Annotated in this window: 9 protein-coding genes and 3 tRNA genes; 4 read left to right on the top strand and 8 right to left on the bottom strand. The window is 44.2% G+C overall.

Annotation, left to right across the window (positions count from 1 at the left end; translation table 11 throughout):
- Positions 1-5 precede the first annotated feature (5 nt).
- The 5 genes from DXD92_RS09250 to DXD92_RS09230 all read right to left on the bottom strand — a co-directional run bounded on the left by DXD92_RS09250 (position 6) and on the right by DXD92_RS09230 (position 7,041).
- Positions 6-905, bottom strand: a complete 900-nt coding sequence (locus DXD92_RS09250; protein WP_118640446.1) for a carbohydrate ABC transporter permease — start codon at positions 903-905, stop codon at positions 6-8.
- Between the two features lie 11 nt (positions 906-916).
- Positions 917-1,873, bottom strand: coding sequence for an ABC transporter permease (locus DXD92_RS09245; RefSeq protein WP_117509885.1), 957 nt, complete (start codon positions 1,871-1,873; stop codon positions 917-919).
- Between the two features lie 283 nt (positions 1,874-2,156).
- Positions 2,157-3,869 (bottom strand): sensor histidine kinase, encoded by a 1,713-nt coding sequence (locus tag DXD92_RS09240; RefSeq protein ID WP_118640445.1) that lies wholly within the window; start codon positions 3,867-3,869, stop codon positions 2,157-2,159.
- Positions 3,847-5,343, bottom strand: a complete 1,497-nt coding sequence (locus DXD92_RS09235) for a response regulator transcription factor (protein ID WP_118640444.1) — start codon at positions 5,341-5,343, stop codon at positions 3,847-3,849. Before DXD92_RS09235 ends, DXD92_RS09240 begins: the two co-directional genes overlap by 23 nt.
- A gap of 66 nt (positions 5,344-5,409) precedes the next feature.
- On the bottom strand, positions 5,410-7,041 hold the full coding sequence (locus DXD92_RS09230) for a glycoside hydrolase family 13 protein (RefSeq protein WP_118640443.1): 1,632 nt from the start codon (positions 7,039-7,041) through the stop codon (positions 5,410-5,412).
- Positions 7,042-7,142: 101 nt separating this feature from the next.
- Here DXD92_RS09230 and DXD92_RS09225 point away from each other — a divergent pair, with 101 nt between their 5' ends.
- The 3 genes from DXD92_RS09225 to DXD92_RS09215 all read left to right on the top strand — a co-directional run bounded on the left by DXD92_RS09225 (position 7,143) and on the right by DXD92_RS09215 (position 8,402).
- Complete coding sequence (locus tag DXD92_RS09225) at positions 7,143-8,105, top strand: AraC family transcriptional regulator (protein ID WP_022461721.1); 963 nt, start codon at positions 7,143-7,145, stop codon at positions 8,103-8,105.
- Positions 8,106-8,255: 150 nt separating this feature from the next.
- Positions 8,256-8,327, top strand: a tRNA-Glu gene (locus DXD92_RS09220).
- Positions 8,328-8,330: 3 nt separating this feature from the next.
- Positions 8,331-8,402: transfer RNA gene (locus tag DXD92_RS09215), tRNA-Cys, on the top strand.
- Positions 8,403-8,512: 110 nt separating this feature from the next.
- On the opposite strand, the gene DXD92_RS09210 is transcribed toward DXD92_RS09215, so the two are convergent.
- Both DXD92_RS09210 and DXD92_RS09205 read right to left on the bottom strand, forming a co-directional pair.
- The gene (locus DXD92_RS09210; RefSeq protein WP_118640442.1) at positions 8,513-9,397 is read right to left on the bottom strand and encodes an SH3 domain-containing protein; all 885 of its coding nucleotides are present in this window, start codon (positions 9,395-9,397) and stop codon (positions 8,513-8,515) included.
- Positions 9,398-9,594: 197 nt separating this feature from the next.
- Entirely contained in the window at positions 9,595-11,790 is a 2,196-nt protein-coding gene (locus DXD92_RS09205) for an alpha-galactosidase (protein WP_118640441.1), read from the bottom strand.
- Positions 11,791-12,034: 244 nt separating this feature from the next.
- On the opposite strand from DXD92_RS09205, the gene DXD92_RS09200 reads away from it, so the two are divergent.
- Complete coding sequence (locus tag DXD92_RS09200; protein WP_117802316.1) at positions 12,035-12,892, top strand: AraC family transcriptional regulator; 858 nt, start codon at positions 12,035-12,037, stop codon at positions 12,890-12,892.
- Between the two features lie 158 nt (positions 12,893-13,050).
- Here the strand turns inward: DXD92_RS09200 and DXD92_RS09195 are convergent.
- A tRNA-Asn gene (locus tag DXD92_RS09195) sits at positions 13,051-13,122 on the bottom strand.
- Positions 13,123-13,337 lie beyond the last annotated feature (215 nt).

Here is a 13,337-nt window from a genome sequence, read left to right as displayed (position 1 = left end):
TATCATCAGCTCTTTACAGATCCGAGCATGATTCCTTTAACAAAATATTTCTGAATAAACGGATAAACCATGATAATCGGAATTGTCGCAATCATCGTAGCAGCCATTCGAATGCTGTCCGGTGTAATGGTCTGTGACGCCTGATTTGCCGCCTGGTTCGCTGATGAAGTCTGATACTGATTCAGAATTTCAACCAAAATGGACTGCATTGTTTTTAAAGACTGTGCATTCGTAAACAAATATGCATCGAACCAAGAATTCCAATGTGTAATTGCAACAAACAGTGCAATGGTCATAATAATCGGCTTGGACAATGGAATTACCATTTTAAAGAAAACTATCAGATCGTTTGCTCCGTCAATTTTCGCCGATTCAAAAATCTCTGCCGGCATTCCCTCTATATAATTCTTTACCAGAATCATATTATAAACACTTACCAGGTTCGGGAAAATAAATACAATGAAATTATTCAGCATTCCAAGGCTCTTTAATACCATATAATACGGAACCATTCCGCCGCCAAAATACATGGTGAAGATAAAGAACAGGTTCAGCTGTTTCCGGAACAGCAGCTCTTTTCTGGAAAGCACATAGGCAAGTGCTGTCGTGACAAGGACCGCCAGCGGTGTACCAATTGCAGTACGAAGTACAGTGATCAGAATGCCATGCAAAAATGTGGCACGTCCCAGAATATCTTTATAACTTGCCAGACTCAGTTTTCTCGGCAGAAAGTAGAGCCCGCCGCGCAGTGCATCGGTTGCATCGTTAATGGATACCACAAAAATGTTCCAGAACGGATACACACAGATCACAGTAACTAACACCAGAAAAACCACTTTGAAAATATCAAGAAACCAGTCACTGGCACAACGTTTTCTTTTGATTTTAATTGCTTTTTCTCTCATTTTCCTTCCTCCTAAAACAGTGCCGTATTATCATCACTGAATTTCTTCGAAAGTGCATTTGCACTGATGACCAGAATGAAGGAGACTGCGGATTTAAAGAATCCTACTGCAGTACCGTAAGAATACATTCCGTTTTTCAGACCATAGCGGTATGCATACGTATCAAGTACATCAGAATAATTTAAAATAGCATCATTAGACATCAACAGCTGCTGCTCATATCCTGTATTCAGAACACCTCCGATTGCCAGAATCAGAAGAATCATAATGGTCGGCTTTAATGCCGGAAGTGTGATATGCAGAATCTTCTGCATTCTCGTCGCACCATCCACATCCGCTGCTTCATACATATCCTGGCTGATGCCGGAGATTGCCGCCATATAGATAATCGCATTGTATCCAAGTACCTTCCACGCATTTGCGATCGCGATGATCCACCAGAAATATGGTCCTTTCTGGAAAAACAGAATCGACTCATCGGTTAATCCGAAGAATTTTAACAGATTGTTGATGACGCCGTCTGAAGAAAGGAATGTAAGGAAAATGTTTGCCGCAATAACCCAGGAAATAAAATAGGGAATATAAGATGCGGTCTGTACAAATTTCTTTGCCTTCTGGTTTCGAACTTCATTCAGGCAAAGCGCCAGAATGATTGGCAGCGGGAATGAGAATAACAGTGTCAGTAAGCTGGTTGCCAGTGTGTTTCTCATGATTTTTGTGAAATCTGTGGAAAAGAAATACTTGAACCAGTCAAGACCGACAAACTGCGAATTCGCCATATCCGCAAAATAGCCGCTACCCTGCGGCGTGTAGTTGATGAAGGACATATATAGTCCTGTCATTGGTGCATAGCAGATCAGAATGACCCATACCAACGATGGAAGCAGCAGTAAAAACAGATATTTCTGTTTCCAGAACCGTTCCGCGAGGCTTTTTTTGTGCTTTGCATGCACGTTTTCTTTTTTCATGCCTTCTCCTTCTTTCTTCTTTTTGTTCATCTTGTACACTCTTGCTGTCTATGTTTCCATTCTAATGGATAGTCTGTCCTGCAACAATCTCACTTTTTTATGATTTCTATCTCGATTTAACGGAGTTTTATAATTCTCTTTTTTATTCTGTTGTTTTCTTACGATTTCTGTCAATATCTAACGAAACAGAAACCGGCTGACGGGCAAAATCACCTTTATCAGCCGGTTTCTGTTTCCTCTTCTATGCAAACAATACGAAGTTATTTCTGCTTTGTTTGATTTTTTATTCGTTTACTGGAATTCTGACAGAAACTGTCGTTCCATATCCTTCCTGGCTTTCTATTCGGACACCATAATCCTCTCCATAAGCCAGACGAACCCTGTTTGCAACATTTCTCAGTCCATATCCTTCCTCTGAGCGCCGCAGAGAACTTCGCAGTTTAATCAGTTTTTCCGCCTCGATTCCACATCCATCATCTGTCACCTGGAATACCACATCCCTTTCTTCTTTTTGAATTCTGACCGCAATGTGGAGAACTTCTTCCTCTTTTCTCGCATGGTGAATGGCATTTTCAACCAGCGGCTGCAGAAGAAGTTTAATGGTTCGATATGTCAGTACTTCTCTTGCAATTTCATACTCCACCTGTACGCTGTCCCGAAAACGCATCTGCTGGATTTTCAGATAGCTCTGCAGCAGTTCCACCTCTTCCTGGATGGAAAGCACCTGTTTTCCCTTATTCAGGGAAATCCGGTAGAAGCTGGACAAATTTTTGACCGCCTGCATCGTCTGTTTTCCACCTTCCCGCATCGCCAGTGCTGAAATAACCGCAAGTGCATTGTAAAGAAAGTGCGGATTGATCTGTTCCTGCAGCAAATTCAGTTCGCTCGTCTGAATCCGGATTTTCTTTTCGTAATTTTCCCGAATTAACTCCTGAATCTGATCACTGAGCTGATTAAACGCCAGCCCGATCTGTCCGATCTCATCTTCTCCCATATTTTCCAGACGGTAATCAAATTCTCCCTGTCCCATCCGTTTTGCTGCATACACCACTTTCTGCACCCGCGCGGAAATCCATCTTGTGTAACAGATAATGCAGAGAAATACCATAGCCGCGCTGCAGAGGATCAGGAACATCATCCTTCTTGAAACAGCTTTTGCGTCTTTTAAAACCGTCTCCTTATCCGAAATCACAAGAATTTTTGTTCCGAAAACTCCGCTCTGGATATTTCCGATTTTTGAAATGCCGTCACGCTCAAACTCAATCTGCGCTTTCTGCTCCAGATCCTCTTCCGGCATTCTGGTCCGGATCGGAAGGCCTGCCATTTCCGGTTCGGAAGCAGCCAGAATATATCCTTTTTGATCCACCAGATAAATTTCATCGGTGGAATTTATTGTTTCGAGGAGGGGCTGTATCTGCTGATTTTCAATCTGTAACGACAGTACGCCCTTCATCCCGCCCTGTGGATAAAAATTCATCAGACGATTCATATGAAATGCTTTTCCGTCTCCAGATGTCCCACAGAATACCGTTTCCCCTATCGCATCAAATGTCAGCACACATTCCCTCCGATCTAGATCCTGCATGGAATAAAAATAATAATTATCCTGCGGAAGCGTTTCATTGTTGCTGTAAAAACAGATTTTGTAAATTCCTGCATTCATCAGACAGATTTCGCTGAGCTTCTTATCAATATAGTAAAACATATCTTCATAAGAATCGTTGCTGTAATCCTGAAACAAATATCCGCTCAGCATCTGATCCACATACAGCACATCCAGAATTGTTTCGTAAGGCTCGACCATCGTAGAAAAATTTTTTTCAATTCGTTCTGCTTCCTGTTCTGCACTCTGATATGCTTCAGTAAGAAGCACATTCCTTGTTTTTCCATAACTGTACCAGGTAACACACAGCATTGGAATCAGTGCCAGTACCAGATAGCCGATCACCAGTTTAAACTGAAAATTCCGATTTTTATACCATTTTACGATATTCATTTGGTGTCACTCCAAATCTTTTCTGAAAAACAACGCCAAAGTAAGAAACATTTTCATATCCAACCGCCAGACTCACTTCCCGTACTTTATTTTTCTTATTCTTTAACAGTTCCGCCGCCCTCTGCAGACGCATTTCCGTATTGTATTCCAAAATCGTTTTTCCTGTTGCCTCTTTAAACAGGCTCCTCAGATAATTCGGAGACAAACCGACCTCCGCGGCCAGCTTCTCGATATCTGCGCTTTCCGAGCAGTGCTCCTGAAGATATGTTTTTACCTGATAAACGGCATAGTAATTTGGATTTTGATTCTGTTCTTCAAAAAATGCCAACATCCGTTCCAGATACTGCTTCATCTTTTCCCGCATCTGATAACTGTTGTTTGCTTCAAAAATTTCATTTTCTCTCAAAATTTTTTCTGCTTCCATCCAGTTTTCCAGCAGTTCATCGCTCAAAACAAGACGGTTCCATAGATACATATAGAGATTGTAAACTTCTCCCGCAAATGTTTTCGGCGCAAGCCCCTTTAGCTGTTGAAAATAATCTTTCATGGTCTGCAGCGTTTCCTGCTTTTTCCCGTTGCTGACCAGACGACAGATTTCTTCTCTCCGCTCCTTCTGTTCCCGGAAATGATACGCTTTTTCCTCTTCCGTTTCTTTTTCATCTGCACAGAAAAGTTCCGGTGGATCCATATGAAATGCCAGAACACAACAGTTCCGAAGTTTTTCCGCCTTTTCGTACAGGCAGTCAGCTGTCCATGCTCCACTGCACCATCCAACGGCTCTCGGTGCGTCTTCTTTCAAATCATTCCAGATCTGAAATGCCGTATCTTTCACCGACAGATACCCCGCCAGCAGCAGAATGCTGATCCGTTCCGTTTTGCTGATGTAACGGATGCCCTTGTATTTTTCCTGAATTTGGCTACAGATGTTTTCTTCCGTTTTTCCATAAACCGCTATGATTCCAAACCTGCACTCTTCCAGTTCTTCTCCAAATACACCACGGAAATTTTTCCGTAAAAGCTCTGTTTCCTGTTTTTCCCGCAAAGCCATTTCCAGCAACTGCTTCGCCGCCGTTTTCCGCGACCAGTCTGCTATCTCTCTTTTCTCCAGTTCACTTCTCACTTTTTTCAGACATGCTTCTACTTCTTCAATCGTAAATGGCTTTAAAAGGTAATCCACGGCATTCACCTGAAAAGCGGAATGGATATAGGAAAAATCATCATATCCTGTCAGAAAAACAATTTTGCATGGATATCCCCGGCGTACGATCGTCTCTGCCAGTTCAATTCCACTCATTCCTGGCATCTGAATATCCGTAATCACAATATCTGCCATATTTTCTTCCAGGCACTCCAGTGCCCTTCTGCCATTGCGCGCGGTAAATACTCTGGAAATCCCGTTCTTTTTCCAGTCAATATAATCCCGCAATGTCTCCAGTTCAATTTCTTCATCTTCTACAAGAAGAACGCGATACATTTTCTCCCTCCTGTTTCCAGTTGCTCCTGCAGTTTTCTTCTCCTGCTGCTTTTCATTTCTGTCTTTTTACTGCAGAAGTTCAATCATATACGCCTCATACGGCTGTAACTTCCACACTTCTTTTGTGAGGCTTTCTGTATCATTATGAATCAGAACCGTTCCTTTTGTCAAATCATATCGGGCTTTCATCTCTGCCGCGGTATCCCGGACATTGCAGAGCACAATCAGCTTTTTCTCTCCCAGATTTCTCTCATAAGCAAAAATATCCGGATTTTCTTCCTCAATCAGACGGAAATCCCCATAAACAAGAGTGTCATTTTTCCTACGCAGCGCAATTAGTTTTTGATAGAAATAGAAGAGGGAATCCGGATTTTTTCTGCTGTTTTCCACATTGATCTCCTCGTAATTCTGATTTTCCGCCATCCACGGTGTTCCCGCTGTAAATCCGGCATGTTTTTCCGCATTCCACTGCATTGGCGTCCGCGCATGGTCCCGGCTGTTCCGTGCAAGATAGGTACGAATTTTTTCTTCCTCCCAGCCTTCTTTTTTACGGTCTTCGGCAAAATTTACAGACTCGATATCCTGATAGTCCTCGATCCGAAGCCCTGACACATTTGTCATACCGATTTCTTCCCCCTGGTAAATATAAGGAGTTCCTTTCATCCCATGGAGAAGGACAGCCAACATTTTTGCTGATTTTTCCCGATACGGTTCCCTGTCATTTCCAAAGCGCGATACGACACGCGGAAAATCATGGTTTCCCCAGAACAGGCTGTTCCATCCTTTTTCTTCCAGTCCCGTCTGCCATTTTTCAAAGAGCTGCTTCAGTTGCGGCAGCGTATACGGTTTCGGATCCCAGTTTCCACTTCGGATGCCGTCGATTCCCATCAGTTCAAACTGAAAAATCATACTGAGCTCCTGGCTTTCCGGATCAGAATACTGCTGTGCCATTTCTACCGTAGCACCTCCGGTTTCCCCCACTGTCAGGATCTGTTCTGATTTTCCATACGTATTCTGATTCATTTCCATTAAGTATGTATGAATCTGCTCCGAATGAGTATCATTTCCTCCATGTCCATCTTTTACAATATTGTCAATTGCATCCAGCCGGAAACCACGGATCCCTTTATCCATCCAGAACTGGATCATCCGGTACAGCTCTTTCCGAAGCGACGGATTTTTCCAGTTCAGATCCGGCTGCATTACACTGAAACTGTGATAATAATATTCCTGAACCTCCGGCACCCATTCCCAGGTGCTTCCTCCAAAGAATGCTCCGCCGCCTTCTGGCGGCTGCTCCTTCGTTCCTTCCTTCCAGATGTAAAAATCATGGTATTTACTGTTTCGATCCTTTCTGGCTTCCAGGAACCATGGGTGCAGATGGGAACTATGATTTAAAACAAGATCCATCATGACCACAATTTCCCGCTTTTCACAGGCTGCGATCAGTTCTTCCAGCTCTTCCATTGTGCCCGCTTCTTCCATTACTTTATAATAGTCACTGACATCATATCCATTGTCGTAATTAGGAGAATCGTTAAAAGGCGAAAGCCAGATGGCTCCAACACCAAGCTCCTGCAGATAGTCCAGCTTCTGCAGAATCCCTCCAAAATCGCCGATGCCGTCTCCGTTGCTGTCACAGAAGCTTCTGGTGTAAATCTGATATACGGTTAAGCTATGCCACCACTCTCTTTTCATTTTCTGTCCTCTCTTTCTTTTTTCCTATAAGAGCAGTATAATGATATTATCTTATATTTTCTAACCTGATTTTCGTATTTAATGAAAGGATTTTGACTTTTATGAAAAAAGAACGTTCAAAAGAGCTCTTTTCTCCTGAATCTTGTTCCCCTGTTCTTTCTGGCGGAATCCGGGATTTTACCGTGCATGGAACCGAACCTGTTCCGCTCCATATCTATCATCAGGATTATGCGCATGGCGGGCTCTCTGTTCCTTTTCACTGGCATAAAGAATTAGAATGGATCTGGGTTGAAAAAGGTACTCTCACTCTGACACTGAAAACTGAAACCCGGACAATTTCCGAAGGTACTTTTCTTTTCATCAACAGTCACGAACTGCATCAGCTCTGCAGCATTGGAACTACCCCTTCGGTTCACCATGCCCTTGTATTTCTTCCAGAAATTCTCTCATGTGCCTATCTGGATTCCTGTGAAGCAGACTGGATTCGTCCGCTGCTCTCTCATCAACTGCTTCTTCCGGCTTTTCCATTGGAAGAGCTTTCTGCTGCTGAAGCCTCCTCTCAGACACAGAAAACATTTGTACTGACATTATCTGAGCTTTTCCAGGAAATCCTGTATGCATACGATACCAAACCCATCGGCTGGTTTCTTCTGATCAAAAGTGACATGTATCGGATTCTTGCACTTCTGGCGCAATACCAGCTTTTTCTTCATCCGGAACCCCTCTGCACTCGTAAAAAAGAAAGATCTGATCAATGTAAAAAACTCTTACGTTATATTCAGGATAACTATGATTCCAAAATCCGTCTTTCAGATCTTGCTGCTATACTCAATATGAATCCACAATATTTTTGTCGTTTCTTCAAAACGCACTTTCACACAACGCCTATTTCCTATATCAACCAGTACCGCGTAACCCAAGCCGCAGATCTTCTTACCGGCAGCTCGCTTTCTATCTTGGAAATTGCTCTGGATACCGGATTTGAAAGCCCCAGCTATTTTGCCAGCATTTTCCGCCGGACTTTTGGTATGTCACCGGAAGAATATCGAAAAGCCATGCCCTGACCCGGCAAATTTTTTCCTTCTGAATGCACGGCAACACAAATCTCAAAAATTTTTGATTTTTTTTCAAAAAACACTTGCCAAACTCGTTTTCTTATGATAATATACTACTTGTCGCTGAGCAAAAATCACGGCAGACAAAACAAAAACTTCGGCTCCGTGGTCAAGCGGTTAAGACATCGCCCTTTCACGGCGGTAACACGGGTTCGATTCCCGTCGGAGTCATATGGCGTCGTAGCCAAGTGGTAAGGCAATGGTCTGCAACACCAGTATCCACCGGTTCAAATCCGGTCGACGCCTCTTCTTTCCCGGAAACAGATAGTTTCCGGGATTTTTCTTTTTCAAAATTATTTCAAAAAAGCTGCCGGTTCTGTTTGCTTCGGCAGCTTTTTTGAAAATATCATTCTTTTTTAATTTTCTTTTTCTTTCACATAGTCTTCGTACACATACGCCGTTTTTCCCTCATACGAAATCTTGTACCATCCGTTCTCTTTTCCGAGCATTTCCACTTCTTCCCCTGTCGTCAGAGCTCCGATAACCTGGCTTGTGCTGACGTTGGGTTCTGTACGTACATTGACCGGTGAGATACAGGTGACGGTTTTCTTACCCTTCTGCTTTTTCACGCCATCCGAATTATTTTCTGCTTCCAGCGCTCTTTTCTGCTCCTGGCAGGCCGTCTGAAATGTTTCTGTCAGCAGCTCATTGTCCGGGAACTGCAGAGACTCCAGTATTTCCGGCACGATTTGCTGTGTATCGTTGCTGCCGCTTCCTTTTTTCCATATGATCTGATACCCTTCATTCTCCGTTTTCACCCCGCAGAAAAATGCAATCGGAATCTGCAGGGAATTTTTTACCTGGAAACGATAAAAGGAACTCTCGTTATCTTTTCCTTCGTTAGCTGTTTTCACCATAAAATCGCTGATGCTGTTTTCCCCTGTTATTTCATTCGGGTAGAGCAAATTTTCAGCGCTCTCTTCGTCCTCCGGAAAATCCATAAGCGCTACTTTTGCCATTCCTTCCCGATACGATATCTCAAGACTTTCCCCATCTTCCGATATGAAACTACATTGGATTTTCTCATCTCTCATTACATTCCAGCCTTCTGGAAGTGTGATTATAATATTCTGGTATGTAGAAAGAAACTCTTTTTCACCATCTTCTGACTCATCCTGGACATTGGATGCTCTTTCGGAGACAGCCGATGAATTCTCCTTTTCCACCTGCTGGTTGCCACATCCCATTACCACAATAGTTGTCATCAGAAGAACAGCTAAACAGTTTTTTCTGTTTCTCATGTACAATTTCCTTTCTTGACAGTTCCGTCTTTATTTTCTGTCAGAAAATTTCTTTTGCTTATTGTATCACAACTATTTTTGCACTGTAAAGAGTGCGTTCCTTCCCTCCTGCTTTGATTTTCTTTATGCAAAAAAATCTCCAACCAGATTGAGGTTCCCTCCCCCTCAAATCCAGTTGAAGATTTTTCTTATCTTTTTTATTTTACTTCTGTAAATTCGACCCGGATACTCTCATACTCTCCCAGCACCTGATGCAGGGTCAGCCCCGCACGGTTCCAGGTACGGCCAAGGCGGACTTCCTGGTCCAGGCTGCAGCGGTACAGCTTATCCTCTGCCAGTCCGCACACTTTCGTGTGAACCGGAAGCATATTTCCTTCTGCGTCAGTCTTTACGATCGTAAGCAGTGCGCGGCTCTGATCCTTTGCCACGAACTCCCATGCCATGAAATCCTGTTTTTTCAGTCCGGTCAGACGGTAATACAGGCCTTCGTGTGTGAGCTCGTAATATTCATGCATCGCAGCAACCTGCTCTTTTACCATCTCTTTTTCTTCCTCTGAAATCTTATTCAGATCCATCTCATATCCAAAGCTTCCTGCCAGCGCCACATCGCCTCTTGTCCGGAACGGTGTCACACGGCCGGTCTGATGGTTCGGGCATACAGAAACGTGGGAACCAACGGTACTGATCGGGTAGAAGAACGAGCTTCCGTACTGGATAGACAGGCGGTTGATCGCATCGGTATTATCGCTGCACCAGATCTGCGGGGAATAATACATCATACCGGCATCATATCTTCCGCCTCCTCCGCTGCAGCCCTCGAGCAGCAGATCCGGGCATGCGGCAAGGAAACGCTCGAGCAGATCATAAACGCCGAGTACGTAGCGGTGATACAGCTCCCCGTTTCTGTTCTGAGCTGCCATATGGCTGTAAACATCGCAGACACTGCGGTTCATATCCCATTTGACATAATCGATCTTTGCATCATGAACAATGGTTGTCAGACGCTCCAGCAGATACTCACGCACATCCTCACGCGTCATATCAAGTACAAGCTGATTTCTGCTGTGATTCGGCACACGGCCAGGAATTGCAAATGCCCAGTCCGGATGTGCACGGTAAAGATCACTGTCCTCGGAAATCATCTCCGGCTCAAACCAGAGACCGAATTTCATGCCCATCCTATGAATTTTTTCTGCAAGCTGCGCCATGGAGCCATTCATCTTTTTCTCGTTGACGAACCAGTCACCGAGACCACTGTTATCATCCTCTCGTTTTCCAAACCAGCCATCGTCAAGCACCAGCATCTCAATGCCAAGCTTTTGCGCCTGTTCTGCAATTTTCAGGATTTTTTCTTCGTTGAAATTAAAATAGGTTGCTTCCCAGTTGTTGATCAGAATCGGTCGTTTGGCATGCTTGTATGCGCCACGGCAGATATGCTCGCGGATGATCTCATGATACTGCTGTGACAGTTTGGTAAGGCCGGTTCCGGAATAGCTTAAGATTGCCTGCGGGGTATCGAACGCCTCTCCTTTTTCCAGATGGAAGCAGAAATTGGTCGGATGAATACCCATCTGAAAACGGGTCTGATTTTTCTGATCCTTCTGTGCTGCCGCAACAAAGTTTCCGCTGTAAACGAGGCATGCGCCGATGCAGGAACCGTGTGTCTCACCCGCACCCTCCTCACAGAGGATCACAGCCGGATTGTAATGATGGCTCGATGTACCGCGGGTGCTGCCGATCTCGACTTTTGCATGCTGCACCGGAATCCGCTCTGCCGTGCGCTCCATCGCATGACGACCCGAGAAATAAATCATCTCATAATTTTCATACATCAGATCCATGCTGAATGACAGCATTTTTTCCAGCTCAATCGCCGTTTCTCCGTGATTTTCGAGTCTTGCCGCTCTCGTAATTACATTTTCATTTTCAAATACACCGTAAAACAGCTTCAGCACAATATCGGAAGCCTTCTCCGTCATTGTAATAACAAGAGTCTCGCCTTTTTCTTTCTCTGTATCGTACAGCGCCGGCATTCCCGGAATAGCATAGGAATGATCCAGAATTTCGAACGAATCGAAACGAAAATCTGCTGCAAAGCTGCCGTCCGCGTGGCGGATCTCAATCATATCATCACGGAAATCACCGACACCACTTCCCGGAATTTCCTGCGGAAGTGTATCAAGAGAATATTTCCGGTTAGGGCCTGCTTCCTCCGGATTTCCTGCAAATCCCATATCCGTACAGAAAATCAGACCGGAAAGATTTTCCTCACCGATTTTTTCTCCATAGTAGAGATGCAGAAGCACATTTTTGTCATCTGCGAACATCTGGTAACTGCTGTCTTTTGTCTGGAGGGTAAATAACCGTCCATTTTCACTTACTTTGATTGCCATGGTTTTTTCTCCTTTATCTTATCGCATTTTTTCGGGCTGCTCACACCAAAATCACTTTCTTACATACCCGAACAGCAAGTGTTCCGGTGCTGTGTGAACCGCAACGGCTGCTACTCCGGGCCTTTGATTTCCTACAGCGGCTTGCAGTATCCTGCAAAACACGATATAATTTTACTGATATTTCGGAATCTCATCCTTTGTGACATTCCAGCTTTTCTGATGATTCATTTTGTGAGGTATACTTATGGAAACTTCCTGGACACTTCCCGTCCCAAAGCATAAATTTTCGGATCTTTATCTCTGCTTCTGCGGCTACGAAGCCTGCCAGCCGTTCCACAGCTACGGCCCGGCTGTCCGCCCCAATTACGTGATCCACTATATTATTTCCGGGAAAGGCATTTTTACCATCGGAAACCGCACTTACCGCTTAACCGCCGGACAGGGCTTTTTCCTGATGCCAAATGTCCGCACCTACTATGAAGCCGATGCGGATGATCCCTGGACCTATCTCTGGATCGGTTTTGACGGCGAAAAAGCTGCCTCTTATGTACAGGAACTCGGTCTTTCCGAGGAGCACCCTGTCTACCAGTGCAACTTTTCCGGTGAACTGCAGTCCCTCCTGTTTCAGATGCAGAAGCACAATACCTATGACACCTCTGACCAGTATCTTCTGGAAGGCTGTCTATACCAGTTTTTCTCAATTCTTTCCCGCGAAATCACGCTTGCCGACCCTTTTGCACGGGAGAGTGGCAATCTTTACGTGGAAAAAGCCGTTGAGTTTATCCGAAATAATTATTCCAATGAAATCCTTGTCTCGGATATTGCCAGATATGTCTGCATCAACCGAAGTTACCTTTATACCCTGTTTCAAAAATATCTCCATACCTCACCGCAGGACTATCTTTCTTCCTGCCGGATCACGCGTGCGCTCGAGCTTTTATCGTATACGGATCTCTCCATCGAAACGGTCGCTTTTTCCTGTGGTTACCGGAATGCCGAAGTTTTTACCAAAGCCTTCCGCCAGAAGCAGGGCATGACGCCAAGCGCCTATCGGAAAAAGTTCCGCCTGGACACGACTCCGGACTCTGCACATGTTCCGTGATCTGTCTGATTTTATTATAACGAAATCTTTTTTCCATGAACAGGAAGAAATGTTATGGAAAACCGTCAAAATGTTAGATGGCATTTCTTAATGGCTACAGACAGCAAAAAAGCGATACAGCTATGATTTCTCATTTCTGTATCGCTTCTTCATCTTAGCTCCCCGAGTTGGGCTCGAACCAACAACCCTTCGGTTAACAGCCGAATGCTCTACCATTGAGCTATCGAGGAATACCTCAGGAATCTTTTCCTAACAATCGTTACTATAACACAATCTTTTTCGAAAAACAAGTATTTTGCGGAAAATAATTACAAAAAGCCACCGGATTTCTCCGATGGCCTTTCCGATATACCTTCAAAACCGCATACACTACACATCTATCATTCCATTTCTGTGAACACAACCATTCAGGTCAAGCCCTCGACCGATTAGTAACAGTCAGCTC

Origin of the sequence: Blautia sp. TM10-2, from assembly GCF_003480845.1 — a bacterium.
In the GTDB taxonomy this organism is placed as follows: domain Bacteria; phylum Bacillota; class Clostridia; order Lachnospirales; family Lachnospiraceae; genus Fusicatenibacter; species Fusicatenibacter saccharivorans.
This window is presented reverse-complemented; position numbering and strand designations above follow the sequence as displayed.

Excerpts from the sequence above, each read along its gene's own strand:
- DXD92_RS09250 (WP_118640446.1), bottom strand. The coding sequence starts at position 905 with ATGAGAGAAAAAGCAATTAAAATCAAAAGAAAACGTTGTGCCAGTGAC.
- DXD92_RS09245 (WP_117509885.1), bottom strand. The coding sequence starts at position 1,873 with ATGAAAAAAGAAAACGTGCATGCAAAGCACAAAAAAAGCCTCGCGGAA.
- DXD92_RS09240 (WP_118640445.1), bottom strand. The coding sequence starts at position 3,869 with ATGAATATCGTAAAATGGTATAAAAATCGGAATTTTCAGTTTAAACTG.
- DXD92_RS09235 (WP_118640444.1), bottom strand. The coding sequence starts at position 5,343 with ATGTATCGCGTTCTTCTTGTAGAAGATGAAGAAATTGAACTGGAGACA.
- DXD92_RS09230 (WP_118640443.1), bottom strand. The coding sequence starts at position 7,041 with ATGAAAAGAGAGTGGTGGCATAGCTTAACCGTATATCAGATTTACACC.
- DXD92_RS09225 (WP_022461721.1), top strand. The coding sequence starts at position 7,143 with ATGAAAAAAGAACGTTCAAAAGAGCTCTTTTCTCCTGAATCTTGTTCC.
- DXD92_RS09210 (WP_118640442.1), bottom strand. The coding sequence starts at position 9,397 with ATGAGAAACAGAAAAAACTGTTTAGCTGTTCTTCTGATGACAACTATT.
- DXD92_RS09205 (WP_118640441.1), bottom strand. The coding sequence starts at position 11,790 with ATGGCAATCAAAGTAAGTGAAAATGGACGGTTATTTACCCTCCAGACA.
- DXD92_RS09200 (WP_117802316.1), top strand. The coding sequence starts at position 12,035 with ATGGAAACTTCCTGGACACTTCCCGTCCCAAAGCATAAATTTTCGGAT.